At 40.4% G+C, this 25,118-nt stretch carries 24 protein-coding genes, 1 tRNA gene and 1 pseudogene; 13 read left to right on the forward strand and 13 right to left on the reverse strand.

Annotated features, from left to right (window positions below; genetic code table 11):
* Positions 1-11 precede the first annotated feature (11 nt).
* Together RFW85_RS19010 and RFW85_RS19015 are read left to right on the forward strand one after the other, a co-directional pair.
* On the forward strand, positions 12-554 hold the full coding sequence (locus tag RFW85_RS19010) for a glycosyl hydrolase 108 family protein (RefSeq protein ID WP_309171796.1): 543 nt from the start codon (positions 12-14) through the stop codon (positions 552-554).
* 126 nt (positions 555-680) lie between these two features.
* Positions 681-878, forward strand: coding sequence for a hypothetical protein (locus RFW85_RS19015; protein ID WP_309171797.1), 198 nt, complete (start codon positions 681-683; stop codon positions 876-878).
* A 74-nt stretch (positions 879-952) separates the two neighbouring features.
* Here the strand turns inward: RFW85_RS19015 and RFW85_RS19020 are convergent.
* From RFW85_RS19020 to RFW85_RS19030, 3 genes are all read right to left on the reverse strand, one after another.
* Positions 953-1,029: transfer RNA gene (locus RFW85_RS19020), tRNA-Arg, on the reverse strand.
* A gap of 102 nt (positions 1,030-1,131) precedes the next feature.
* Complete coding sequence (locus tag RFW85_RS19025) at positions 1,132-1,761, reverse strand: hypothetical protein (protein WP_170248661.1); 630 nt, start codon at positions 1,759-1,761, stop codon at positions 1,132-1,134.
* Positions 1,762-1,905: 144 nt separating this feature from the next.
* Positions 1,906-2,592, reverse strand: a complete 687-nt coding sequence (locus RFW85_RS19030) for a putative quorum-sensing-regulated virulence factor (protein ID WP_068563355.1) — start codon at positions 2,590-2,592, stop codon at positions 1,906-1,908.
* Between the two features lie 118 nt (positions 2,593-2,710).
* Here RFW85_RS19030 and RFW85_RS19035 point away from each other — a divergent pair.
* Positions 2,711-2,854: pseudogene (locus RFW85_RS19035) on the forward strand (alpha/beta hydrolase); the annotation flags it as partial.
* Positions 2,855-2,886: 32 nt separating this feature from the next.
* Here RFW85_RS19035 and RFW85_RS19040 read toward each other — a convergent pair.
* Complete coding sequence (locus RFW85_RS19040) at positions 2,887-3,039, reverse strand: hypothetical protein (protein WP_170248660.1); 153 nt, start codon at positions 3,037-3,039, stop codon at positions 2,887-2,889.
* A gap of 60 nt (positions 3,040-3,099) precedes the next feature.
* Between RFW85_RS19040 and glyA the strand changes: the two genes are divergently transcribed.
* The gene (gene glyA / locus RFW85_RS19045) at positions 3,100-4,353 is read left to right on the forward strand and encodes a serine hydroxymethyltransferase (RefSeq protein WP_002118126.1); all 1,254 of its coding nucleotides are present in this window, start codon (positions 3,100-3,102) and stop codon (positions 4,351-4,353) included.
* Positions 4,354-4,400: 47 nt separating this feature from the next.
* Here the strand turns inward: glyA and RFW85_RS19050 are convergent, their stop codons facing one another.
* From RFW85_RS19050 to adeF, 3 genes are read right to left on the reverse strand one after another with little or no spacing between them, the layout of a single operon-like run.
* Positions 4,401-5,861, reverse strand: a complete 1,461-nt coding sequence (locus tag RFW85_RS19050) for an efflux transporter outer membrane subunit (protein ID WP_170248659.1) — start codon at positions 5,859-5,861, stop codon at positions 4,401-4,403.
* 12 nt (positions 5,862-5,873) lie between these two features.
* A complete protein-coding gene (gene adeG, locus RFW85_RS19055) occupies positions 5,874-9,053 on the reverse strand; it encodes a multidrug efflux RND transporter permease subunit AdeG (protein ID WP_170248658.1) in 3,180 nt (1,059 codons plus the stop codon).
* 6 nt (positions 9,054-9,059) lie between these two features.
* Positions 9,060-10,280 (reverse strand): multidrug efflux RND transporter periplasmic adaptor subunit AdeF, encoded by a 1,221-nt coding sequence (gene adeF / locus RFW85_RS19060; protein WP_170248657.1) that lies wholly within the window; start codon positions 10,278-10,280, stop codon positions 9,060-9,062.
* Between the two features lie 200 nt (positions 10,281-10,480).
* Here adeF and RFW85_RS19065 point away from each other — a divergent pair, with 200 nt between their 5' ends.
* The 5 genes from RFW85_RS19065 to RFW85_RS19085 all read left to right on the forward strand — a co-directional run bounded on the left by RFW85_RS19065 (position 10,481) and on the right by RFW85_RS19085 (position 14,747).
* Positions 10,481-11,509: a LysR family transcriptional regulator gene (locus RFW85_RS19065; RefSeq protein WP_170248656.1), complete on the forward strand. Its 1,029-nt coding sequence runs from the start codon at positions 10,481-10,483 to the stop codon at positions 11,507-11,509.
* Between the two features lie 175 nt (positions 11,510-11,684).
* Complete coding sequence (locus RFW85_RS19070) at positions 11,685-12,470, forward strand: ABC transporter substrate-binding protein (RefSeq protein ID WP_005068246.1); 786 nt, start codon at positions 11,685-11,687, stop codon at positions 12,468-12,470.
* A gap of 91 nt (positions 12,471-12,561) precedes the next feature.
* Complete coding sequence (locus tag RFW85_RS19075) at positions 12,562-13,251, forward strand: ABC transporter permease (protein ID WP_170248655.1); 690 nt, start codon at positions 12,562-12,564, stop codon at positions 13,249-13,251.
* Positions 13,248-13,961, forward strand: coding sequence for an ABC transporter permease (locus tag RFW85_RS19080; protein ID WP_170248654.1), 714 nt, complete (start codon positions 13,248-13,250; stop codon positions 13,959-13,961). The genes RFW85_RS19075 and RFW85_RS19080 overlap by 4 nt, the downstream gene beginning before the upstream one ends.
* Before the next feature lie 9 nt (positions 13,962-13,970).
* Complete coding sequence (locus RFW85_RS19085) at positions 13,971-14,747, forward strand: ABC transporter ATP-binding protein (RefSeq protein WP_170248653.1); 777 nt, start codon at positions 13,971-13,973, stop codon at positions 14,745-14,747.
* 73 nt (positions 14,748-14,820) lie between these two features.
* On the opposite strand, the gene abeS is transcribed toward RFW85_RS19085, so the two are convergent.
* The 4 genes from abeS to RFW85_RS19105 all read right to left on the reverse strand — a co-directional run bounded on the left by abeS (position 14,821) and on the right by RFW85_RS19105 (position 18,540).
* Complete coding sequence (gene abeS, locus RFW85_RS19090; RefSeq protein WP_017402972.1) at positions 14,821-15,150, reverse strand: multidrug efflux SMR transporter AbeS; 330 nt, start codon at positions 15,148-15,150, stop codon at positions 14,821-14,823.
* A 242-nt stretch (positions 15,151-15,392) separates the two neighbouring features.
* Positions 15,393-15,644 (reverse strand): YfhL family 4Fe-4S dicluster ferredoxin, encoded by a 252-nt coding sequence (locus tag RFW85_RS19095; protein WP_170248652.1) that lies wholly within the window; start codon positions 15,642-15,644, stop codon positions 15,393-15,395.
* 2 nt (positions 15,645-15,646) lie between these two features.
* Positions 15,647-17,017: a tRNA 5-hydroxyuridine modification protein YegQ gene (yegQ, locus tag RFW85_RS19100; protein WP_309171798.1), complete on the reverse strand. Its 1,371-nt coding sequence runs from the start codon at positions 17,015-17,017 to the stop codon at positions 15,647-15,649.
* Between the two features lie 56 nt (positions 17,018-17,073).
* Complete coding sequence (locus tag RFW85_RS19105; RefSeq protein ID WP_170248720.1) at positions 17,074-18,540, reverse strand: PLP-dependent aminotransferase family protein; 1,467 nt, start codon at positions 18,538-18,540, stop codon at positions 17,074-17,076.
* A 230-nt stretch (positions 18,541-18,770) separates the two neighbouring features.
* On the opposite strand from RFW85_RS19105, the gene RFW85_RS19110 reads away from it, so the two are divergent.
* On the forward strand, positions 18,771-19,640 hold the full coding sequence (locus RFW85_RS19110) for a PhzF family phenazine biosynthesis protein (RefSeq protein ID WP_170248650.1): 870 nt from the start codon (positions 18,771-18,773) through the stop codon (positions 19,638-19,640).
* A 54-nt stretch (positions 19,641-19,694) separates the two neighbouring features.
* Here RFW85_RS19110 and RFW85_RS19115 read toward each other — a convergent pair whose 3' ends face one another.
* On the reverse strand, positions 19,695-20,474 hold the full coding sequence (locus tag RFW85_RS19115; RefSeq protein WP_002118187.1) for a ferredoxin--NADP reductase: 780 nt from the start codon (positions 20,472-20,474) through the stop codon (positions 19,695-19,697).
* 101 nt (positions 20,475-20,575) lie between these two features.
* Here RFW85_RS19115 and tsaA point away from each other — a divergent pair, with 101 nt between their 5' ends.
* Positions 20,576-21,310 carry a tRNA (N6-threonylcarbamoyladenosine(37)-N6)-methyltransferase TrmO gene (gene tsaA, locus RFW85_RS19120; RefSeq protein WP_170248649.1) on the forward strand — a complete coding sequence of 245 codons (735 nt, stop codon included), beginning with the start codon at positions 20,576-20,578 and terminating at the stop codon, positions 21,308-21,310.
* A gap of 6 nt (positions 21,311-21,316) precedes the next feature.
* On the opposite strand, the gene RFW85_RS19125 is transcribed toward tsaA, so the two are convergent.
* On the reverse strand, positions 21,317-22,588 hold the full coding sequence (locus RFW85_RS19125) for a DUF4010 domain-containing protein (protein ID WP_170248648.1): 1,272 nt from the start codon (positions 22,586-22,588) through the stop codon (positions 21,317-21,319).
* A gap of 288 nt (positions 22,589-22,876) precedes the next feature.
* On the opposite strand from RFW85_RS19125, the gene RFW85_RS19130 reads away from it, so the two are divergent.
* Together RFW85_RS19130 and RFW85_RS19135 are read left to right on the forward strand one after the other, a co-directional pair.
* Positions 22,877-24,634 carry a GspE/PulE family protein gene (locus RFW85_RS19130; protein WP_170248647.1) on the forward strand — a complete coding sequence of 586 codons (1,758 nt, stop codon included), beginning with the start codon at positions 22,877-22,879 and terminating at the stop codon, positions 24,632-24,634.
* A gap of 80 nt (positions 24,635-24,714) precedes the next feature.
* A complete protein-coding gene (locus tag RFW85_RS19135; RefSeq protein ID WP_170248646.1) occupies positions 24,715-25,074 on the forward strand; it encodes a NirD/YgiW/YdeI family stress tolerance protein in 360 nt (119 codons plus the stop codon).
* Positions 25,075-25,118 lie beyond the last annotated feature (44 nt).

Raw genomic sequence — 25,118 nt, forward strand, 5'->3', positions numbered from 1 at the left:
GGAAAAGTTAAATGAACATTGAACAATATCTTGACGAACTCATTAAGCGTGAAGGCGGGTATGTAAATAACCCAGCTGATCGCGGCGGTGCAACTAAGTATGGAATTACTGAAGCAGTTGCTCGAGCGAATGGATTCAAAGGTAATATGCGAGATTTACCTCTGGATGTAGCCAAAGCAATTTACCGCAAAAACTATTGGACAGCTCCACGTTTTGATCAGGTTAATGCAATTTCCTCTGCTGTAGCTGAAGAACTTCTAGACACGGGTGTGAATTGCGGTACCGGCTTTGCAAAACCTCTTTTACAACGAGCTTTGAACTTACTAAACAACCAAGGAAAAGCTGGGTATGCAGATTTAGAAGTCGATGGTGTTTATGGCTCAGCAACGCTAGGTGCCCTTAAAACATACTTGTCAAAACGCGGGAAAGAAGGCGAGAAAGTACTGGTGCGAGTGCTCAATATTATGCAAGGGCAACGCTACATTGAAATCTGTGAGCGTAATCCAAAGCAGGAACAGTTTTTCTATGGCTGGATCAATAACCGGATCGCATAAAGTCGTTATGTGCAAACGTACCAAAGTTGCATCGATCATCACATTGCTGTGTTTAATCTTCTCAGGTTGCACAGCTCACACAATTAATAGTAATGTGAATGTCTCGATTTGTGTAAGGGCTTTGTGATGTCGCAAGTCATGATAATGGTTTCGGAAGCGGGCAGAATGGAAAATACTTGCAATCTACCCGCTGATTTAGATAAGAACGGGGATGTTCTTAAAATCTATGACTACTCATTAAAAGAGTTGCCGATTAATTTAGATGGTACTGTCACTTACAACGGTAAAAGATGGACCTTTGATAAGAAGCAAAATTACCTCTAAACCTGTGGATAAATAGCGCATTACGCCAAATATACGCCAAAATATATCTAAGTTATTGATTTTATAAAATGTAATGGTGCGCCCGGCGGGGATCGAACCCACGACCCCAGGCTTCGGAAACCTGTACTCTATCCAACTGAGCTACGAGCGCACATGTGTGGGCCACATCATAGGAAAAAAACACCAATAGGTAAAGCACGAAATAGGTAACAAGTGAGTTTAATGCTTAATTAAACAGCAGCTTGTTGCTTTTTTAGATGCGTTGTTGAATAAGTTGAATTGAATAATTAATAGAATGAAGCGTATATGCTAGTTTATGAGGTGGAATACGCGACTCCTGTAAGTTGGTAATCCATTGCATTTGGCACATTTTAAGCTCTTGAATCGTTTTTATTTGTTCTATTTTCTGAATAAGTGGTTTTGCCATAAGCCCACAATATTGACTCAAGCTTTGCTTCATCAACTGTTGTATCTCTTCAAAAGAGAGCTGTTGAACTGGAATTGATGGCTGGGTAATTTCAGTAGGTGAAAGTTGAAAAGATGATGATTGAGTAACCTGAATTTCACTAACTATATCGTTACTTTTACTATCATCTATATTATTTTTTTGATGAGCTTCTATTGTAGTTACGGATGATGATGGGAAAGATATTTGTTCATTTAATTCTGAATAATTTTCGCCAGAAGGAGCAATGAGTTTTAAGTCGATAAGCTGTTGAATAAGCTCTGGAGATGCAATACGTTTTTTAAATTCGCTATTTAAATTTTGAAAATCCTCGTGATCTATTAATAGTAGTAAACGTCTTTGTTTTGCATTTAAAGTAATGTTGCGTTGTTGAAGCGCGACTCTTCCTAAATTAGTTCGATAAAAACCAGCCATCATTTTTCCCCAAATAAAAAATAAATCAGACTGTTCAATTTTCTCAGTTGAACAGTACTGTTTTTAATAAAATATAAATGGGGTTAACGATAAAACTCAAAAATGACAATATAATGAAGAATTGATGAATATCATCTATTTAAGACTTTAAAATGCGCCTTCTAACGCTTTACGTAAATAGACGTCAAGTTCATCTTGACGTAATAACCATTGAATATAGTCTTTAGGAAGTTCAGCAATTGCTGTGCCTTTATGCTTACCAAAATTAATAGTCGTAGGGATACGTGCTTCTTCAGAAACTCGGTAAAGCTCTTCAATGTCTTGAATATTTAAATGATAGACAATATGCATCAAAATATTAGCAGTCAAAATAATATCCGCATCGGCTCGGTGCGCGCCTTTGAGCAATTCTCGAGCTTTACTGCTGCCTTGAGAAATCATATAGATGAGTGCAGAAATATTATGCGCTTCTGCATCAGGCCAAGTTTTGCGCGCTAAAGCTAGAGTACAAATCGGTTTGATATTCGATACATCCACACCACAACGAGCAATCGCGGCAATATCGTAATCAATATTGTGACCAATAATATAAGTTGTAGTCTCTGGCAATTTAAAGTTTTTATAGTGGGGTTGGTTTTCTAAATCTGACTCTAATATATGGTGTACTGCCATAGCCGCGTAAGAGATAGGTGCACCAACCTGATAAAGTTGATCAAACAATTTGCTCTTATCTAAAGTCAGCTTACCTTCGTTAATTTCAATTGGTGCATACGCAATTTCAATAGGCAAACCATTTAGCGTATGTGTTTCTGTATCTAAAATAATGGTTTGCATAACTGGCCCTTTAAACAATCACGAGTAATCAAGAATGTTAACAGTTGGCTATCTACTTTAAAACATTTTCTAAGGACAGAATTAGATTAAAGTAGGCTACTAGATATTTGGTTGGAAAACAGTTTTATTGATATCTAATGCCACTGTCGTAGGCACTAAAATTAATAGTTATGTGACGAGTAACTGGGACCATGGCACGGTGATGAGCAGTAATGTAGATAATATTGTTGGAAATGTTCAGACCTTACTATCAGCTCAATAGAGTCATTGATATTTAAAAACTTTTTAATATTGTTATAAGCTAAAATTAACGATGAAGACATTTAAAATATAAGCTTTAGACGAGCTTTTTATTTGATTTATAAACAATGGCTCATTTTTTATAAAACTTGAGCCATTTTTATTTAAAACTGAGCTAACTTCATTCTGTTTAATTATAAAGTTCATGCTACAATATGCCGCAATCTTAGCACGGCTTAAAAGCCCTAATTTATAGGACCCCCGCTAATGTTTGCCAATATTTCCATTTCTGAATTTGATCCAGAATTAGCTCAAGCAATTGCTTCTGAAGGTGAGCGTCAAGAAGCACATATCGAGTTAATTGCATCTGAAAACTATTGCTCTCCTGCTGTGATGGAAGCGCAAGGATCAAAACTTACGAACAAATATGCAGAAGGTTATCCAGGCAAACGCTATTATGGCGGTTGCGAGTATGTGGATATCATCGAGCAAATGGCGATTGATCGTGCTAAAGAACTTTTTGGTGCAGATTACGCAAACGTTCAACCACACGCTGGTTCACAAGCTAACTCTGCTGTTTATTTAGCGCTTCTTAACCCAGGTGATACTGTTTTAGGTATGAGCTTGGCTCACGGTGGTCACTTGACTCACGGTGCTAAAGTAAGCTTCTCTGGTAAAACTTATAATGCAGTTCAATACGGTCTAAACGCTGAAACTGGCGAGATCGATTACGAAGAAGTTGAACGTTTAGCATTAGAGCACAAGCCACGTATGATCGTTGCTGGTTTCTCTGCTTATAGCCGTGTTGTAGATTGGCAGCGTTTCCGTGACATCGCGGACAAAGTTGGCGCTTACCTTTTTGTTGATATGGCTCACGTTGCAGGTCTTGTTGCTGCTGGTGTATATCCAAACCCAGTTCAAATTGCTGACGTAACTACAACTACGACTCACAAAACGCTTCGTGGTCCACGTTCTGGTTTAATCCTTGCGAAAGCGAATGAAGAAATTGAGAAAAAACTTCAATCAGCTGTATTCCCTGGTAACCAAGGTGGTCCATTAATGCATGCGATTGCTGCTAAAGCAATCTGCTTCAAAGAAGCTATGTCTGATGACTTCAAAGCTTACCAACAACAAGTTGTGAAAAATGCTCAAGCTATGGCTGAAGTATTCATCGCTCGTGGTTATGATGTTGTTTCTGGCGGTACAGACAACCACTTGTTCTTGTTATCTTTAATCAAGCAAGATGTAACTGGTAAAGATGCAGATGCTTGGTTAGGTGCTGCTCACATTACTGTGAACAAAAACTCAGTTCCAAATGACCCACGTTCTCCATTTGTGACTTCTGGTATCCGTATCGGTACTCCAGCGGTAACAACTCGTGGTTTCGGTGAAGCTGAAGTTCGTGAACTTGCTGGTTGGATCGCTGACGTGATTGACAGCAAAGGTGACGAAAAAGTTATTGCTGACGTAAAAGCGAAAGTTGAAACTGTTTGTGCAAAATTCCCTGTATACGCACAATAAGTTGTAAATATAAAAAAAGCGCCGTATGGCGCTTTTTTTATGTCACGTTAGTTAGTTGAAACAGCCTGCCATCCACCCCCTAATGCGCGGATTAAATCTACACTAGCCATCATTCTACTGCCGTTTAGCTGTGCAGAAAGTTGCTCTTGTTGCAAAATAGTCCGATCTGAGTCAATCACATCAAGATAGCTAATCGCACCTTCTCGATAACGTAAATGAGACAATTGATTTGCATGACGAGAAGAAGAGAGTGCTTGGCTTTGAGCCTGAATTTGCTGATCAAGTATTCTTTGATCTGATAAACCATTTTCAACTTCGCGAAATGCATTCAATACAGTTTGGCGATAGTTTGCAACGCTTTCTTCATAAGCAGCTCGTGCTTGAGCAATTCCAGCCTTACGTTGCCCGCCGTCAAATAATGGCAAAGATAAAATTGTACCTGCCACTGGACCAAGCAAGAATGTACGGCTCGACCATTTACCCAACTCACCTAAACTTGATGATTCATAACCGAGAGCACCAGTTAGGTCCAGTTTTGGGAAGAAAGCAGCACGCGCAATTCCAATACGTGCATTATCTGCTGCCATAGCACGCTCGGCAGCCGCAATGTCAGGTCGTCTTTCAAGTAAAGCCGAAGGTAAACCTGCTGGAAGACGAATGCTGTTTGCAGTTAAAGGTTGAACTGCCAAGCTAAACTCAGCTGGTGTTTTGCCTAACAATACTGCAAGTGCATGCTCTGCATTGGCTCTGTTACGAGCAATATTTAATGCGCTCGTTTGTGCTGTAGCAAGTTCGGTCTGTGCGCGAGAAACATCTAATTCACTGACTAAACCATTTCTAAAACGTGTTTGAACTAAGTCGCGTGTCTCGCCAAGTAACTTAATGGTGCGATTATAAATTGCTTGTTCGGCATCAAGCTGACGAATGAGAAAGTATCCTTGGGCAACATCTGCCTGTAACGCTAAAAGCGCCGATTGATATAGAGCTTCTTGTTGCTGTACATCAGCTGTTGCTGCATTGACACTACTGGCAATACGGCCAAATAAATCGAGCTCATATGAAACATTGGCTTGAGCACGCCATAAGGTCTGTGCAGACGTATGAGTATTGTCATCTAGACCCAATGAAGCGGGAGAAGGTTTTTGCCGAGTTGGACCAAAGCCAGCACGAATACTTGGCAAGCGTTCAGCTTGTGCTGCTGAACGTAATGCGCGGGAAGCTTGAATATTAGCAGCTGCGGCTTTTAGACTTTGGTTGCCGGCAATCGCTTGTTGTTCTAGCTCATTTAATTGAACATCATTAAAAACACGCCACCATTCACCTCGAACCTGCTGATCGGCAGGTTGGGCAATTTTCCAGTTATTATCCTCAAGTTTAGGGTCAGACTCTTTAAATTTGACGGGAACTATGACCTTTGCAGGTTGATATTCCGGAGCCAAAGAGCAGCCTGCAAGCAGCAGGCTTCCCATGAGTGAGGACAATAATAAGCTTTGTTTTGCTGTAGCCATCAAATGTCCTCCTTAATGATCATGTGGGGTAGATAAAGGTGCTTCATGAACTGCTGCCGAATGCAATTTATGTTTGCTGTTCAGTGTACGAATCAGGACATAAAAGGCAGGGGTCAGGAACAAACCAAACAACGTTACACCGATCATGCCGAAGAACACTGCAATGCCCATGGCATGACGCATTTCAGACCCTGCACCAGTTGAGGTAACAAGCGGTACAACACCCATAATGAATGCAATAGAAGTCATTAAAATTGGGCGTAAACGTAGACGACTTGCTTCAACAGCAGCTTTGAATGCAGTCGCACCTTGCATTTCAAGTTCCCGTGCAAACTCGACAATTAAGATGGCATTTTTGCAGGCCAGTCCGACCAGTACCATCAAACCGATTTGGGTAAAGATGTTGTTATCTCCACCTGTCAGCCAGACACCTGTCAGAGCCGCCAAGATTCCCATTGGTACAATTAAAATTACAGCTAAAGGTAAAGTTAGACTTTCATATTGAGCAGCTAAAACTAAGAACACCAGTAAGACACTAATTGGGAATACCCAGAGTCCTGCATTACCAGCCAAGATTTTTTGGTAAGTTAAATCTGTCCATTCAAACTTGATACCACGTGGTAGAGTTTGAGCAGCAATACGTTCAACCGCCGCTTCTGCTTGGCTAGATGAATAACCTGGTGCAGGGCCGCCGTTAATATCTGCTGAGGTATAGCCGTTATAACGAACGACCATTTCAGGACCATAGGTTTGAGTTACATTTACCAATGAAGATAACGGCACCATTTGTCCGGCACTGTTTCGGGTTTTAAGCTGCAAAATATCTTCAGGGTTCGCACGGAAAGGCGCATCGGCTTGTGCACGAACCTGATAAACACGTCCAAAGCGGTTAAAGTCGTTAACGTACTGAGAGCCTAAATAAATCTGCATGGTGTTGAAAACATCTGTCACGGCAACACCTTGCTGTTTAGCTTTTACACGGTCCAGATCTACATTGAGTTGAGGTACGTTAATTTGATAACTTGAGAACATTGGACCAAGTTCAGGGGCTGATTGTGCTGCTTTCATAAAGTTTTGTGCAGCATCATTCAAGGCTGAATAGCCTAAGGCACTTCGGTCTTCAAGTTGTAGTTTAAAGCCGCCCATGGTCCCTAAGCCCATCACTGGTGGTGGTGGGAAAACTGCAATATAGGCATCTTGAATAGCTGAATATTTCTGGTTAAGAGCACCAGCAATTGCATTTGCAGATAAGTCTTTAGCCTTACGTTCGTCGAATGGCTTTAAAGTCACAAAGACAATACCTGCGCTAGAGCTATTAGTGAAACCATTAATTGAGAGGCCTGGGAAGGCAACAGCACTTTCTACACCAGGCTGTTTAAGTGCAGTGTCACTCATTTTGCGAATCACCGCTTCAGTACGATCTAATGAAGCGCCATTTGGTAGTTGAGCAAAGCTAATCAAGTATTGCTTGTCTTGAGCAGGTACGAAGCCACCTGGAACAATATAAGAAATCCCAACGGTTAAACCTAGGAGTACTGCATAGACACCCATTGCCGAAGCTTTATGAGAGATAACACGACTTACACCTTTACCATAGTTGTCTGAAGCGCGTGTAAATACACGGTTAAACAGCGCAAAGAAACGTCCGAATACACGGTTCATAATGCGTGTTAATGCATCAGGTTTAGCATCATGTCCTTTTAGTAACATGGCTGCCAAAGCAGGAGATAGGGTAAGGGAGTTAAATGCCGAAATGACCGTTGAAATGGCAATCGTCATGGCAAATTGTTTATAAAATTGCCCTGTTAAGCCTGTCATAAAGGCAAGGGGAACGAACACGGCAACCAGCGTTAAAGCAATGGCAATAATCGGTCCGCTCACTTCTCGCATGGCGCGATAAGTTGCATCTCTTGGGCTTAAACCTGCTTCAATATTCCTCTCGACATTTTCGACAACGACAATCGCGTCATCGACCACAATGCCGATGGCAAGTACCATCCCGAATAGTGATAGTGCATTGATTGAGTAACCAAAAGTGAGCATGAGCGCGAATGTACCAATAATTGAAACTGGTACAGCAAGCAATGGAATGATTGAGGCACGCCATGTTTGTAAGAATAAAATAACAACCACAACAACCAGTGCAATTGCTTCAAGTAAGGTATGAACTACTGCTTTAATACTGGCACGTACGAATTGAGTCGGGTCATAAACAATGTCGTATTTAATTGAAGATGGAAAATCTTTTGAAAGCTCCTTCATCGTGCTACGCACTTGATCAGAAACTTGCAAAGCATTCGCACCCGGAGCTTGGAAAATTGGAATCGCGACTGCTTGTTTATTATCGAGTAATGAACGTAAGCCATATTGTGAAGCTGCGAGTTCAACACGAGCAACATCACCCAATCGGGTAACCGCGCCGTCGGGTGCAGTTTTTAAAATGATATCTGCGAATTCTTGCTCAGTCGTTAAGCGGCCTTGAGCATTGACTGAAAGCTGTAAAGGTGAATTACTTGGGGATGCACCGATTGTACCCGCTGCAACCTGAATGTTTTGTTCACGGATTGCATTCACAATTTCGGTCGCGGTGAGGTTGCGCTGTGCTACTTTTTGCGGGTCGAGCCATACACGCATCGCGTAGTCACCAGAACCAAATAATCCGACTTCACCAACCCCTTGTAAACGCGCTAAACGGTCTTTTACGTTGAGTACCGCATAGTTGCGTAAGTAGGTCATGTCATAGCGACTATCTGGTGAGGTCAGATGCACTACCATGGTTAAAGTCGGTGAGCTTTTTAAAGTAGTAACACCTAAGCGCTGTACATCTTCAGGTAAACGAGGCATAGCCTGAGATACACGGTTTTGAACCAGTTGTTGCGCTTTGTCTGGGTCGATACCGAGCTTAAAGTTCACCGTAATGGTTAAATTACCGTCGCTGTTAGCCTGAGATTGCATATACAACATGTCTTCGACGCCGTTGATTGATTCTTCAAGCGGAGAGGCAACGGTTTCAGCAATCACTTTAGGGTTTGCACCCGGATATTGAGCACGTACCACCACAGAGGGCGGAACAACTTCTGGGTATTCAGAAATCGGTAATTGGAATACCGAAAGCAGACCGGCGAGTAAAATCAGTACTGATAAAACACCAGCAAAGATCGGCCGATCAATAAAAAATTTAGAAATATTCATATGTGATTAACCTTTTGCCGGAGTTGATGTTTTATCTGTTGGCTGAGGTTGAGGAGGAGTAGCGTTAGCAGTGATTTGCGCATTTGGCATCGGAACGAGGTGTGGCGTAACAGGGTCACCCGGACGAATTCGCTGTAAACCGTTCACCACAATACGATCACCTGCTTGTAGTCCGCTATTCACGATTTGCAAACCATCTTGTTGTGCACCGAGTTTTACTTCACGGTAGGCCGTCTGATTTTTAGCATCAACTACTACGACAAAGCGTTTATCTTGATCGACCCCAACTGCGGTTGGGCTAATCAGAATTGCTGAACGAGGTTGACCACCGCCTAAACGGATTCGTGCATATAAGCCCGGTAATAAAACCCCATTTGGATTATCAAAAGTCGCGCGAACACGAATCGTACCCGAGGTTGCATCTAGGTTATTGTCAATTGAGTTGATCGTACCTTCGCGAGAGAAACCAGTTTCATTGGCAAGTCCCATATAAACAGGAACTTGTGCTGAGTTGCGCTGATTACTGATATATTTCAGATAAGTTTGTTCATCAACATCGAAAGATGCATAGAGGCGAGAGACAGATACTAAACTTGTTAAGACTTGTGCACCGTTACCCGCAGAGACTACATTGCCGACTGTTACTTCGGCACGGGAAATTCGACCACTAACTGGTGCTGTAATACGGGTGTACTCAAGATTTAAACGGGCAGATTGAACGGCTGCTCTAGCTGCTTGTAGGTTGGCACTGGCTGAGCGAGCATCATTTTGAGCTAAATCTAGTTCTTGACGTGAGACAGCATTACTTTGAATTAAACGTTGAATACGAGAAAGATTAGAACCCGTATAAGTGACTTGTGCTTCAGCTGAAGCGAGTTGTGCTTGGGCACGATTCAGTTCTGCCTCGAAAGGCCGTGGATCAATTGTAAAAAGTAAATCGCCTTTTTTAACGAGGCTTCCATCTTTGAAGTGTACGGCAATCAGTTTGCCGGAAACTTGAGGCCGAATATCGATTTGATCAATGGCTTCTAAGCGACCGGAATATTCTTGCCAGTCTGTAATGGTTTTGCTGATGACATTAGAAATATCAACAGTTGCAGCTTGTTGGGCAGAGGTCGGTGCAGCTTTTGCATCGGCATTTTCATGTAAAAACATAAAACTGCCTCCTGTTGCTAAGAGGGCAACAAAGATGGCAGACAGTGCGAACTGTTTGCGGGAAAATGACATGAGGTGCTCCTAGTTATTTGGATACCTGTTTTCAGACTTTTAGTTTTGGTCCGTATGGGAGAAACAGGGTTTATGGGATGGACGGAGCATAAAAGTTTGTCAATCACGAATAAATATATTAAATTCGATAACACTATTCGTATTTTTATAACAATTGATGTGTTTGATTAAAAAATGCATTGATTGATAGGAGTGTGCGTGTGGATCTATTTCATGCCATGAAAGTATTTAACAAAGTTGTCGAAACAAATAGTTTCAGTTTAGCGGCTGACAGTTTAGGCCTACCGCGTGCTTCAGTGACTATAACCATTCAGGCTTTAGAGAAACATTTACAGGTTCGATTGCTTAATCGAACAACCCGTAAACTTAGTTTGACACCGGATGGTGCGGTTTATTATGAGCGTACTTCACGAATTTTAGCTGATGTCGAAGACGTAGAATCAACTTTCCATGATTCGGAACGTGGGCCACGAGGACGACTGCGTATTGATGTTAAAGCTTCAATTGGGCGGCTGATTCTGATTCCGATGCTTTGTGATTTTCATTCCAAGTATCCTGATATTGATTTGGTGATTGGAATGAGTGATCGTCCGGTCGATTTGGTTCAAGATGCGGTGGACTGTGTCATTCGTATTGGTCAACTTAAAGATTCAAGTTTAGTTGCGCGCCGTATCGGAACAATTCAGTGTGTGACGGTTGCTGCACCACGTTATTTGATGGAGCATGGGGAACCCAAAACCATTGAGGATCTACAAAAACATCAGGTCGTGCATTACTTTAACAGCCGTACAGGACGCAATATCGACTGGGATTTCATGGTGAACGGTGAGATTCATAGCGTTGGTGTGAAAGGGCGTGTTTCTGTCAACGATGGTGATTCATATATTGATTTGGCAGTGCAAGGTTTTGGCTTAATTCAATGTCCATATTACATGGTAGCAAAACATTTAGAATCTGGTGCACTTAGGGAAGTATTGACTGAATGGTTACCTGCACCTATGCCAATATCAGTCGTTTATCTACAAAATCGTCATTTATCGCCTAAAGTTCGAGTCTTCGTAGATTGGGTCGCTGAATTATTTGCAGGTTGTCCATTGTTGAGTGGTTGTTCAATGTCATTGGATCAAAAATGTGAATTTGCCAGTGCCAAAGAACTTAACCATGAATATACCATTCGGACATTGGTCGAAAATGAAAATATGGCGGAAGCTTACACACTTAAAAACTAGCTTAAAATTTGAGTGATTTTTCAACATTTAAACAGTTAATAGAGTCCATTGTTTAGACACCTTCATAAATCCTTAATTTACTGGTATAGAAATTGCAATTATTTCGGCAGAAGAGTAATTTAGAAATTGCTCAAGTTTTTATCACCTTATTAGGATTTTAAGGAGAAGCTTCAAGATGGCAAGCTTTATGAAAAAAATGTTCGTTTCAACAACCTTAGTTTTGGCTGCTGTTGCAACGAATGTTCAAGCAAAGGATTGGAAGGTGATTCGTTTTGGTACTGAGTCGTCTTATGCGCCGTTTGAATATAAAACACCAGATGGCAAGTTAACTGGTTTTGATGTTGATTTGGGTAATGCAATTTGTGCAAAACTCAAAGCCAAATGTGTTTGGGTTGAAAACTCTTTTGATGGGATGATTCCAGCACTTAAAGCGAAAAAATTTGATGGCATTCTTTCATCAATGACCGTCACTGATGAGCGTGCAAAACAAATTGCATTTAGTAGCAAAATCTACAATACACCAACCCGTATGGTTGCAAAAAAAGGCTCGCCTTTATTGCCTACCGCTGCCTCTTTGAAAGGTAAACGTGTCGGTGTACAACAGGGCACAATTCAAGAAACTTATGCTAAAACCTATTGGGCGCCAAAAGGTGTAACGGTTGTACCTTATCCAGTCCAAGATTTGATTTATCAAGACATGATGTCAGGTCGTTTAGATGCAACTTTACAAGATGCAATTATGGTTGACGGTGCTTTCTTAAAACAAGCAAAAGGCAAAAACTTCAGTTTTGCTGGTGGCAATGTGGTTGATGCAAAAACACTAGGTGTAGGTGCAGCTATTGGTTTACGCAAAGAAGATGCAGATTTAAAAGCTAATATTAATAAAGCGCTTGCTGCAATCATTGCAGATGGGACATACAAAAAGCTCGAGAAAAAATATTTCTCCTTTAGCATTTACTAATGATGTGAAAAATGTCGGCTTAGTGCCGACATTTTTAGATCTATTCTCATCTCATCAATATTAGATATTGTTTTTAAGGAGAAGATGAGTCATGTTTTTTTCTGGCTTTGGGCCACTCCTGCTCAGCGGGACATGGATGACCATACAGCTTGCGTTGTTGTCACTTTTACTTTCTGTGATTATTGGCTTAATTGGTGCGAGCTCAAAACTCTCAAATATTAAAATTTTACGTTATATAGCAACAGTTTACACTACACTCATTCGAAGTGTGCCTGATTTGGTCATTATGCTGCTGTTATTTTATAGCTTGCAGTTGGGGCTTAACCAAATTACTGAAGCACTGCAAATGGACCAAATTGATATCAACCCATTTGTGGCGGGTGTGATTACTTTAGCGTTCATTTATGGTGCATATTTTACCGAGACCTTTCGTGGTGCATTTCAATCGGTTCCAAAAGGCCAAATTGAGGCAGCAATGGCTTATGGTATGTCGCCTTGGCAGGTTTTTCACCGAGTGTTATTCCCTCAAATGATGCGTTTTGCGCTGCCTGGTATTGGTAATAACTGGCAAGTTTTAATTAAGGCGACAGCACTAGTTTCTATTATTGGCCTGACTGACATTGTAAAAATTACGCAAGATGCGGGTAGAAGTACCATGCAACTGTTCTTTTTCAGCATCGTAGCTGCTGCGATCTATTTGGCAATTACAACAGTGTCGAATCTGATTTTAATGTGGCTTGAACGTCGTTATTCTGCTGGTGTAAGGAAGGGACAATTATGATTGAAATCCTTCAACAATATTGGCAGGCCTACCTTTGGACCGATGGTTTACAAATGACCGGTGTCGCGATGACTGCTTGGTTATTGGTGCTTTCTATTGGTATTGGTTTTGTGCTTGCTGTGCCCTTGTCACTTGCACTAGTATCGGAAAACTTTTGGTTGCGTGGCCCAGTTTGGTTATATACCTATGTTTTTCGTGGCACACCACTTTATATTCAATTGCTGATTATTTACTCAGGTATTTACAGCTTTGATTACATCCATGAACACCAGACTCTTGATGCTTTTTTTCGAGAGGGCATAAATTGCACGATTTTGGCATTTGCGCTCAATACTGGTGCATATACCACTGAAATCTTCGCTGGGGCGATTCGTTCTATTCCACATGGCGAGATTGAGGCTGCACAAGCTTTCGGTATGTCAAAATGGAAACGATACACTCGCATTATCATTCCGTCGATGTTACGCCGTGCTTTACCATTTTACGGCAATGAAGTCATTTTAATGTTGCATGCGACAACCATTGCATTTACAGCAACAGTTCCTGATATTTTAAAAATTGCGCGTGATGTGAATGCGGCAACCTATGACACTTTCAATGCTTTTGGAATTGCCGCGGTGTTGTATGCAATGCTGGCATTTATTTTGATTTGGATATTTCGTAAGTTGGAAAAACGTTGGTTGGCATTTTTAAAGCCATCGAATCATTAGGAGACATAAATGGAACAAGTTGCAAAACTAGTGATTCGCGATTTACACAAGACATTCGGCGATCATGAAGTGCTTAAAGGAATATCACTTGATGCAAATGCCGGTGATGTAATTAGTATCATTGGTTCATCGGGTTCAGGTAAAAGTACCTTGCTGCGTTGTATTAACTTTTTGGAACAACCGAGCAATGGCACCATTAAGCTTAATGGTGAAAAACTGCGTACAGTCTTTGATAAAAAAGGCAATTTAAAAGTAGTCGAACCAAAGCAACTACAAAAAATGCGTACCCAGCTCATGATGGTATTTCAGCATTTTAATTTGTGGTCACACATGACAGTGCTAGAAAATGTCATTGAAGGGCCGATTCACGTACTTGGGGTAAAACGTGCTGAAGCAGAAGAGCGTGCACGCAAATATCTGCGTAAAGTTGGGTTACCTGAAAGTGTTGAAACTAAATATCCGGCATTTTTATCTGGTGGTCAGCAGCAACGTGTAGCAATTGCCCGTGCTTTGGCTATGGAACCGGAAGTTATGTTGTTTGATGAACCAACCAGCGCGCTTGATCCAGAGTTGGTGGGTGAAGTACTAAAGGTTATGCAGGGCTTGGCTGAAGAAGGGCGGACCATGATTGTGGTGACACATGAAATGGGCTTCGCGCGTCATGTCTCTAATCAAGTGATTTTTTTGCATCAAGGAAAAATTGAGGAACAGGGCCATCCGGATGAAGTACTCAATAATCCGAAAAGTGAGCGTTTAAAACAATTTTTGACGGGCAGTTTGAAATAAGCTGTTCATACCGAGTATGGTGGAATTTTTAAAAAAAGGATTCGCATCGTACTCGGTTGCTTTTTAATTATATTTATAGATGAGTATTTTTAGAAAACACATTAATAATCACAATACCTGCAATCATTAAAGTAAGACCAATGCATGCAGCTAAGTCTAAATGCTGTTTGTAAAATATCCAGCCTATTGCAGAAATTAAAATAATACCTGCGCCCGACCAAATAGCGTATGCGATCCCGATCGGAATTGTTTTTAGCGTCAGGGATAATAAATAAAAAGCAATCGCATAGCCCACTACCGTAACGATGGACGGAATGGGAACAGTAAAACCTTGAGATGCTTTTAAAGCGGAAGTTGCAACGACTTCACAAGCAATCGCAATTGCTAAATAAAGATAAGACATGGGGAGCTACGCCAGAAAGAGTTTTAATCAATCTATATGAAATGTTGAAATGGTTAGATCAGCTTTAACGATTATTCAATTTTTTTGGTACCAAGACACCGTTAAACCAAACTGATCATTTGATTTTATCATTAGCAAAGTGGTCTCAGCTATTTATTCGTTTATTTATTCATTGAGCAGCTTAGTCATTGAAGAGGATCAGTAACTTTAGCCTGATCCTCTATAGACTTTTTAAAGATAGATTAGCCGAGTAAATTTAACCCTTTAAATTTCTCTAGCAGTTGCTCTTTATTTTCAATATGCGCAGGGTCTGGTGTTATACAATCGATAGGGCAAACCGCTTTACAGGTTGGAGTATCATAAAAGCCTACACACTCGGTACAACGCAGTGGATCAATCTCATAAACTTTGTTCCCTTCAAAAATGGCGTTGTTGGGGCATTCTGGTAAGCACATATCACAATTGATACAGTCATTCGTAATCAAAAGCGCCATTTTCAACTCGCTGAATAAGCTAATGTAGAGGCAGTAATGTTTTCCTTGGCATGAGGCAAATTGCGTATGAGTAGGGCATAACTAACATCAACATCTTGTGAGAGTGGAATCTCAATAAAATGCCCCGAACCTTTAGCATCTGTAATTGGGTTACCTTTTAAATCGCGCATTTCGTTTAAGGTAAAGGTGATATTGCCTTGAAGCGTCATCAGCTCAAGTGAGTCGCCCACTACAAAACGGTTTTTAACTTCGATGCGGATATAATCGCCGTGACGTTCTAAAACCTCTCCACAAAATTGTTGGTAGTCGAAATGCGATGAACCATCGGCATAGTTTTGATATTCACTGTGTACATGACGTCTTAAAAAGCCTTCGGTATAACCACGATTTGCCAAACCTTCGAGCTGAGACATTAAGCTTGGGTCAAATGGTTTGCCTGCTAAAGCATCATCAATAGCTTTTCGATAAATTTGGGCAGTACGGGCACAGTAAAAATATGATTTAGTACGACCTTCAATTTTGAGTGAGGCGATGCCCATTTTGGTTAAACGATCTACATGCTGTACCGCACGTAAATCTTTAGAGTTCATAAAATAGGTGCCGTGTTCATCTTCTTCAGCCGCAAACATTTCTTCATCATTGCGTTGTACCAGCAGCGTTTGAGCCGAGGTTGTTTCTGATTGTGCTGATGAGCAGTAAGACTTTTCTGACGCGTTGAGCTGAGTAACTGGAATCACATCTCCATTTGCATCTTCTTGGGCTTCATGCAACTTATAGTCCCAACGGCAAGCATTGGTACAAGCACCTTGGTTGGCATCACGTTTATTCATATAACCAGAAAGTAGGCAGCGGCCTGAGTAGGCCATGCATAGTGCACCATGTACAAAAACTTCGAGTTCAATATCTGGTACGTGTTGCTGGATTTCTTCTATTTCTTCTAAAGATAACTCACGCGATAAAATCACGCGGCTTAGACCGTAGTCTTTCCAAAATTTAACAGTGGCCCAGTTAATGGCGTTGGCTTGAACCGATAGATGAATTTGCACATCAGGAAAATGCTCACGCACCATCATAATTAAGCCCGGATCAGACATAATAAGAGCGTCTGGTTGCATCGCTACAATAGGTTCAAGATCACGAATAAAGTTTTTTAATTTACTGTTATGTGGTTGAATATTCACTACAACATAAAACTTTTTACCCAAAGCATGCGCTTCATCAATTCCGATTTTTAAGTTGTCATGATCAAAAGCATTATTACGAACACGTAAGCTATAACGTGGTTGGCCGGCATATACAGCATCTGCACCATAGGCAAAAGCATAGCGCATGTTTTTAAGTGAACCTGCGGGAGAGAGAAGCTCAGTTTTCATAAAATAAAAGGCATAAAAAATATATGGTTTTATTTTATTAACTCCACATTTGGGATTCAACCTACTGAATTAGTAGGGATTTGACCCCTATCCTTTTGTACGGGCAGCATATTTTTTGCTAGCTCTCCTAAGCGCATCAAAGCATTTAACATTTTGGGATTTAACTCAAAACACGCTGCTATTCTTAAACAATGACTAAAACGTTTATCAGCCGAACATAAAACTCCCGGCATACATAAGATTTTTTCATCCATTGCCTGGTGAAACAGTTCTAGGGTATCAATTGATTCGGGTAGTTCTAACCATAGGATAAATCCTGCTTGTGGACGACTGACTCGAGTACCGTTTGGAAAATAACGGCAAATATAAGATTTGATGGTGTCAATTTGCTGTTGATAGCGTTTTTTGAGTTGACGTAAATGCAGGTCATAACCACCATTCTCTAAGAAAAGTCCTAAAGTTTCTGTGAGTAAAGCTGGCTCTGCAACAGTGGTTGTAAATTTAAGCTGCTGCACAATATTACGAAAGCGCCCAGCTTCTAACCAACCAATCCGATAGTCGGGTGCTACAGTCTTTGTATAGCTACCACATACCAAAACCCATCCGTTTTGGTCAAACGCTTTGATGTTGGGTAAGAGGGGCTCGGTGAGTTGCAATTCGGCATACATCGCATCTTCAATGACAGGAACTCGAAACTGATTAGCTAACTCTGCCAAGCGACGACGGTTACTTTCAGGCATGCTAAAACCGAGAGGATTGTGTCCTGTTGGAATGGTTAAAATGGCTTGTACACTTTGAGATTTTAATAGTTCTTCAAGAGTATCTATGCACATACCTGTATGTGGTGAGGTCGGCACTTCTACAATTTTTCGACCTAAATTATGAAGGAGTGGGTACAGGTTGTGAAATGTAGGAATCTCAAGCGCTACACTGTCGCCCGCTTGAGTTGTTGCCATGATCGCGAGACTTAAAGCCTCCATCGTGCCATGAGTGAGCACAATATCATCTGCTGAAAGAAACATACCGAGTTGTAAGCTTCGCCTAGCAATTTGAGTGCGTAAACGTATAGAACCGGGCGGTAAAGTATAGTTTTTAAAAATGTCTGGTTGTGTCCGTAAAACTTGAGCAGTTAAGCGTTTTAAACGTTCAATTGGATAGAAATTTTCCCCAGAAGGGCAAGCTAGGGCCAAATTGACATAGTCGGGGTCCATTTGCTTTTTAACAATTTGTGCGAGAAAACAGCTAATTCCTGAAAGAGATACTTTTTCTTCACTGACATACCGCTCTTCGAGTTCTAGTAAGTTGGACGGCGCATGACAAACATAGTAGCCAGACTGTGGGCGAACTGAAATTAAACCTTGATCTTCAAGCTGGCGATAAGCTTCTTTTACGGTGTTAATACTGACCTGATAATGCTGGGCACAATCTCGAATTGATGGCAGCCGAGAACCAATAGGCTGCCTGCCATTCTGAATTTGAAGAGTGAGGTCATCACTTACTTCTTTATATTTGTACATATCAATTCATTAAAAAGACAAAGCGATGGATACACTTTATAGTGATCTCTTATTTATCTCAAATATTGTGATTACTTTTGATCAGTTCATTTAACGCAAATCTAAACTTAAAAACTGTGTCTATTATTTTTTATATTAATTGATACTGTGACCATTAAAAATAAATCAGTAAGATCAAAAAATGGTAAGGACTTAAAAGCCATATTTTTTAATTTTAAAATCAGTAGGAGAGGTCTATGTCTGTTGTTGCATTTAAACAAGTTGATGTTTTTACTTCACACGCATTTAAAGGTAATCCTGTCGCAGTTATTATGGATGCCAGTACCTTAACATCTGAGCAGATGCAGGAAATTGCGAACTGGACCAATCTTTCTGAAACCACATTTGTGCTCCCCGCGACCGATTCACAAGCTGACTATCAGGTTCGAATTTTTACTCCACAAAGTGAATTGCCATTTGCAGGACATCCTACAATTGGTACTGCCTATGCTTTGCTTGAGGCTGGTCTAATTAAAGCGAAAGAAGGTAAGCTGGTACAGCAGTGCGGTGCTGGTTTGGTGACTCTGACTGTGAGTGAATCAAGTCATATTTCATTTGAACTACCTAAGCCTAAAATTACTCCACTAGATGCAATGCACACTGAGAAATTAGCAGAAATTTTAAAATGTGCAGTTAATACTCAATGGAACGCTGCATTGGTGGATGTAGGGGCGCGCTGGATTGTATTGCAAGCTGTTAATGCTGACGCTGTTTTAGATAGCCAACCAGACTTTGTTGCTTTAAAAGAACATGACTTAGAAATGAAAGTTACGGGTGCGACAATTTTTGGTTTTCATGAAAATAATGATGAACAAAAACACATAGAAGTTCGTTCATTTGCTCCTTCATGTGGAATAAATGAAGATCCGGTTTGTGGTAGTGGTAATGGTAGCGTAGCTTCATTTATTCGTTACTATGGGATTCTTCCTGCACAAAATGATGTCGTACTTTCTTCACAAGGTTGTGCGGTAGGTCGAGACGGACAGCTTCAACTTGAATTGTATCAAGATAAAATTTTAGTGGGTGGAACCGCTGTCACCTGTATCGATGGCACAATTAAGTTGTAAAAACAGACATAAAAAAACCGAGGACTTTGCCTCGGTTTTTTATATCTAGAAAAATTATTTTTCTACAAACGCACGTTCAATGACGTAGTCGCCCATTTCACCCATACGAGGTGATTCAACTAAACCGTGTTGGTCAAGTAATGCAGCAACGTCTTTTAAGAATGCAGGGCTACCGCAAAGCATTGCACGGTCAGTTTCACGGTTGAAGCGTGGTAAACCGATTTTTTCGAATAAAGCGCCAGTTTCAATTGCAGTTGTTACACGGCCTTGAGTGTGAAAAGGTTCACGAGTAACAGTAGGGTAGTAAACAAGCTTATCTTTAATACCTAACTCTTCAAAGAATTCATGGTTTGGTAATTCGTTCAAGATAAGGTCTTGATAAGCTAATTCAGAAATATAGCGTGTACCGTGAACAACGATGACTTTTTCAAAGCGTTCGTAAGTTTCTGGATCACGAATAATTGATAAGAATGGAGCAAGACCAGTACCAGAAGATAAAAGGTATAAGTTTTTACCTGGTAAAAGGTCATCATGAACCAAAGTACCTGTTGGTTTTTTAGAAACTAAGATTTCGTCACCAACTTGTACTTTTTGCAAAATCGAAGTTAAAGGACCATCTTGTACTTTAATTGAGAAGAATTCTAACTCTTCTTCGTAGTTTGCACTTGCAATCGAATACGCACGCATTAACGGTTTGCCATTCACTTCAAGTCCGATCATTACGAACTGACCATTTTTAAAACGTAAGCTAGTGTCGCGTGTAGTTTTAAAACTGAAAAGAGTGTCATTCCAGTGGTGAACATGAGTAATGCGTTCAACGTTAAAAGCAGCCATTAAAGGTCTCGATCACGATTAAAAGAAAACAGATTGCTATTCTAATCTAATTTCATTCCCGATAAACTGAATATATTTAATTGTGTTTATAAGAAAAAGTGATGATCAATTCTGTCACCTTACCCATCATTGGCCATATGTGCTCTCCCTATCGTGAAAAATTTGGTATTCCACGCCAGCCTAATCTGGTCAATATCGAGTCTTATATTGATATGGTAGAACCATATAATGACTTATTAGCCTTTGAGGGAATTGAGCAATTTAGTCATCTCTGGTTAGTTTGGCAGTTTCATAATAATAAAAATCAAGGCAGCGCAGATAAGTTCCGTCCACAGGTTCGTCCGCCACGTTTAGGTGGTAATGAAAAAATTGGGGTATTTGCTACACGAAGTATGTATAGACCTTCTCCAATCGGGCTTTCAGTCGTAAAACTTAATAAAGTGGAAAAAGTGGGGAAGTCTGTCCGTGTCTATGTCACAGGAAGTGATTTGTTAAATGGCACCCCAATTTTAGATATCAAACCCTATATTCAATATTCTGATGCAATTGCGGAGGCTCAAAGTGGTTATGCACATGCAGAACCTGAACGAAAGGCAGTCATTTGGACTGAAGCTGCATTAACAGCGCAAAAATATTTTCTGCAAAATAAAGAAATAGATTCGCAGTATATTGATGAGCTTGAGCAAGTGTTAGCTTTAGATCCTCGGCCTGCTTATCAAGAAGACCCTGAACGAATCTATAAAATGAAATTTTCAAACTTTGATATTCATTTTAAGGTCGATCAATTTGTAGTTACCGTCATCGATGTAGTGAAGACTTCTTCGCTTGCACAATAGAAATTTTTAAAACCAATGGATATTGAGCCAAAGTAAAGTAATCAATATCCCCATGTGAATGAGTTGGGCGGGAACGAAAGCAAGGGCATAGTGTAGCCCGCCCGAAATTGCAGAATTCACACTTTTAGCAAGTGCATGAACTGCAAAGCCTCCTAAAAAGGCAATTAATAAGGATGTCCTATGTGCGCTATCAGGTTCACCTTGCACAATGACCGCTGCTATAGCTGCATGTATTTCAAATAATGAAGCAAGTAACGTTCCCGCGATTAATCCCGCATCGCCTAAAGATATACTTAAACCATAAACACCTGCCTGAATAAGGGTAAGTGTACCTGCAATAATAATGGCCTCTTTTAAGCTGAACATTCTTGAGTCAAGCTCGGGCGAAGCCGTACTAGGCTCGGCTTTACGTAATAAAATAAAGGCCCATACTGCTAAAACTATTAATGCAATAAGTGTAGGAAATATAATTAGCTTGAACCAAGCAAAGCTAATACCGATCACAATAATTAAGGTTTGAATCAGTGTTGAAACGCAAGACATCAATGCAGCACCTGCATTGGTCTTTGCATTTGCTCGACCAGAACGAACTTCTAAACCTAAACTGGCAATGGTCGCCGTACTTGAAACAAAACCAGAGGCTAAGGAAGAAAGTAATAAAGCATTTTTAGAGGAGAGTAATCGCTTTGCAATATGAGCGAGTGCTTGCACAAATAAAATTAAAGTCAGTAATTTTAAAATCACATGTGGATTTAGAACTGGTCCCCAAAAAGGCTTATTGGGAACTAAAGGCAAAGCAATTAAAAGTAAGGCAAGCAGAAAAATACCATCACGCAATTCCGATTCGGTAATCCACTGACTGGCAATGCCATGCATAGACTGCTTGGCTATTAAGATAGTTGTCATGATCACAGCTAGGCCAGCAGCGAGCGAAATATTCCAAATACAAAGTGCCCCAATGAAATAAGTCATAATAAAGGCGAGTTCGGTAGTTACGCCCGGGTCATTTGGCTGATTTTTTAGGGAAACGATGCTAATTGCACCGATGATTAAAGCTCCAACAATCCCAATTGAAGTGCCGAATAAAAAACAGATCGCGCCTAATAAAGCACTAATTGCAAAAGATCTAAAACCAGCGAAAGTTTTATATTCGTGTTTGAGCTTACTGCGCTCTCGTTCTAAGCCGATTAATAAGCCACAGCCAAGGGCAGCTGCAATGACTGTAATGAATTCTTCAAAGGATGTTGTTTGTAATGACATTGTCATTGGAAGTTCCATATTACTTCCTCTTATGCTTATCGTTATATGTAGATTTGAATCATTTTAAAATCATGTATTCATGTTCAGTTTATGCTTTTTATGAGACTGATCATAGTATCTTTTTTAGACAATGCAACATACAAAATATTTTTATAAACATGACCTATGACGCAAAAAAATATCAAGTTGAGAATTGGTTTAATTATTTGAAGTTGAAGGATATTTAAATAGTGGATTTAACGATTTTGGGGTGAGTTAAATCTAAAACATCTCTGCTATATTATAAAAATATATTGGGGATAACGCATGAATGCACATGTAGAAATAGATACTTATTGGTGTCTAGAACAACTATTACAAGAAGGCCGTATCACAGAACGAGATAAATTACTGGTACAGTCAAGCCACCGCCAAAAAGACCAGTTAAAGTGGCATCCATTACAGTGGATCGCACATTTTAATTTAAAAGATCAGCAGCATACACATGCCCATTTGAGTTTAAACCGCTTGTGTTTATGGTTTGCAGATCGGGTTCAGCTACCACTATTTGTAATAGATCCTTTAAAGGCAGATGTAAGCGCTTTAACGCAGGTCATGTCACAAGAGTTTGCGATTCGCAATCATATTTTAGCTGTTGAAATTCATGCTGACCGAATCGTGATAGGAACAGATCAGCCCTTTCAAACAGATTGGCTCAATAATCTCGAACGAAGTCTAGCGCCTAAAAAAATTGAACGGGTACTGCTTAATCCCGAACAGTTACAGCGTTATTTGCGAGAATATTATCAGGTAAGTCGCGCGGTAAACTCGGCTCAAAAAGATGCGGCTCATGACCGCGACGCTAAAAATGTTGAAGCACTTTTGCAGCTTGGCGATAGTCAAAACCCAGATGCGAATGATCAGCATATAGTGAAGTTGGTCGACTGGATTTTACAGTTCGCATTTGAACAGAGTGCCAGTGATATTCATATGGAACCGCGCAAAGATAATGGTAAAGTTAGGTTCCGTATTGATGGCGTTTTACACACCATTTATAACATGCCTTCAAATACACTGACCGCCGTGATTTCTCGAATTAAAATTTTAGGGCGTTTGAATGTAGCGGAAAAGCGTAAACCACAAGATGGTCGCTTAAAAACACGTACACCAAAAGGGCAAGAAACCGAACTACGCCTATCTACTTTGCCAACAGCATTTGGTGAAAAACTGGTTATGCGAATTTTTGATCCTGATGTGCTGGTGCGTTCTTTTCAGCAATTGGGTTTTGAAGAGCGTTTATTACAACAGTGGCAACAATTAACAAAAAATAGCCACGGTATTATTTTAGTCACGGGACCCACAGGCTCTGGTAAAACGACCACGCTATATTCATCTTTAAAGCAGCTTGCAACCGAGCAGGTCAATGTATGTACCATTGAAGATCCGATTGAAATGCTAGAGCCTAGTTTTAACCAAATGCAGGTCAATAATGCAATTGAATTAGGCTTTGCAGACGGTGTGCGTGCGCTTATGCGTCAAGACCCTGACATTATTATGATTGGGGAAATTCGTGATCAAGATACAGCGAATATGGCCATTCAGGCAGCATTAACAGGTCATTTGGTTTTATCAACTTTACATACCAATGATGCACCGTCTAGTTTGACTCGTTTGCATGATCTAGGTGTACAGCCATTTCTGACAGCTGCAACAATTTTAGGTGTTCTCGCGCAGCGCTTAGTCCGCCAGCTTTGTCCACACTGTAAGCAAAAAACTCACATTAATGAGGATGAGTGGGAACACCTAACCTTTGACTACATTATGGAAATGCCTGAAACGGTTTATCAAGCGGTAGGCTGCGAAGAATGTCGTCATACAGGCTATAAAGGGCGAGTCGGTATTTACGAATTTATGCCGGTCAGTCTTGAGCTTAAACACCTTATTAGTAGTCATGTGACATTAAATGATTTAAGAACTCAAACTAAAAAAGAAGGTATAGAACCTTTAAGAATTGCAGGAGCCCGTAAAGTGATTGAAGGACTTACGACATTAGAAGAGGTCTTGAGGGTTGTGCCATTAAATTAAGTTTTTCTTAAGATTCACCTCATTTATGCTTGATTTAATCGCTTTATCCCAAGAGGGAACCATAAACAGAGGGTAATAATATGAATATGCTTAAAGTAATGTTGATGACTGCTGGTATGACTGCTGCTAGCGTAGTTGTGGCGAATACACCAGTGAATCAAGCTGCAATTGCTCCGGCAACTGTCACCACAGTAAAACAGGCATTAATCTCAAAAGATAATACACCGATCAAATTACATGGTCAGGTTGTAAAATCTTTAGGTGATGAAAAATATCAATTTCGTGACAAGACAGGTAGCATTACAATTGATGTAGATGATGAACTTTGGCAAGGTCGCCCTATTTCAGCCAATACAAATGTGACTTTAATTGGTGAAGTAGATATTGACTATAAACCTTTAAAACGCGTAGAGATTGACGTAGATCAAGTTCAGTTCTAATGAATGAATCTCTAGATTTACTACTTTTAGCCGCATTTAAATCA

The organism is Acinetobacter sp. 12966 (assembly GCF_031196995.1).
GTDB lineage: Bacteria > Pseudomonadota > Gammaproteobacteria > Pseudomonadales > Moraxellaceae > Acinetobacter > Acinetobacter geminorum.

Coding starts and splice junctions, on each gene's coding strand:
- RFW85_RS19010 (WP_309171796.1), top strand. CDS start 12: ATGAACATTGAACAATATCTTGACGAACTCATTAAGCGTGAAGGCGGG.
- RFW85_RS19015 (WP_309171797.1), top strand. CDS start 681: ATGTCGCAAGTCATGATAATGGTTTCGGAAGCGGGCAGAATGGAAAAT.
- RFW85_RS19025 (WP_170248661.1), bottom strand. CDS start 1,761: ATGATGGCTGGTTTTTATCGAACTAATTTAGGAAGAGTCGCGCTTCAA.
- RFW85_RS19030 (WP_068563355.1), bottom strand. CDS start 2,592: ATGCAAACCATTATTTTAGATACAGAAACACATACGCTAAATGGTTTG.
- RFW85_RS19040 (WP_170248660.1), bottom strand. CDS start 3,039: ATGAACTTTATAATTAAACAGAATGAAGTTAGCTCAGTTTTAAATAAA.
- glyA (WP_002118126.1), top strand. CDS start 3,100: ATGTTTGCCAATATTTCCATTTCTGAATTTGATCCAGAATTAGCTCAA.
- RFW85_RS19050 (WP_170248659.1), bottom strand. CDS start 5,861: ATGGCTACAGCAAAACAAAGCTTATTATTGTCCTCACTCATGGGAAGC.
- adeG (WP_170248658.1), bottom strand. CDS start 9,053: ATGAATATTTCTAAATTTTTTATTGATCGGCCGATCTTTGCTGGTGTT.
- adeF (WP_170248657.1), bottom strand. CDS start 10,280: ATGTCATTTTCCCGCAAACAGTTCGCACTGTCTGCCATCTTTGTTGCC.
- RFW85_RS19070 (WP_005068246.1), top strand. CDS start 11,685: ATGGCAAGCTTTATGAAAAAAATGTTCGTTTCAACAACCTTAGTTTTG.
- RFW85_RS19075 (WP_170248655.1), top strand. CDS start 12,562: ATGTTTTTTTCTGGCTTTGGGCCACTCCTGCTCAGCGGGACATGGATG.
- RFW85_RS19080 (WP_170248654.1), top strand. CDS start 13,248: ATGATTGAAATCCTTCAACAATATTGGCAGGCCTACCTTTGGACCGAT.
- RFW85_RS19085 (WP_170248653.1), top strand. CDS start 13,971: ATGGAACAAGTTGCAAAACTAGTGATTCGCGATTTACACAAGACATTC.
- abeS (WP_017402972.1), bottom strand. CDS start 15,150: ATGTCTTATCTTTATTTAGCAATTGCGATTGCTTGTGAAGTCGTTGCA.
- RFW85_RS19095 (WP_170248652.1), bottom strand. CDS start 15,644: ATGGCGCTTTTGATTACGAATGACTGTATCAATTGTGATATGTGCTTA.
- yegQ (WP_309171798.1), bottom strand. CDS start 17,017: ATGAAAACTGAGCTTCTCTCTCCCGCAGGTTCACTTAAAAACATGCGC.
- RFW85_RS19110 (WP_170248650.1), top strand. CDS start 18,771: ATGTCTGTTGTTGCATTTAAACAAGTTGATGTTTTTACTTCACACGCA.
- RFW85_RS19115 (WP_002118187.1), bottom strand. CDS start 20,474: ATGGCTGCTTTTAACGTTGAACGCATTACTCATGTTCACCACTGGAAT.
- tsaA (WP_170248649.1), top strand. CDS start 20,576: ATGATCAATTCTGTCACCTTACCCATCATTGGCCATATGTGCTCTCCC.
- RFW85_RS19125 (WP_170248648.1), bottom strand. CDS start 22,588: ATGGAACTTCCAATGACAATGTCATTACAAACAACATCCTTTGAAGAA.
- RFW85_RS19130 (WP_170248647.1), top strand. CDS start 22,877: ATGAATGCACATGTAGAAATAGATACTTATTGGTGTCTAGAACAACTA.
- RFW85_RS19135 (WP_170248646.1), top strand. CDS start 24,715: ATGAATATGCTTAAAGTAATGTTGATGACTGCTGGTATGACTGCTGCT.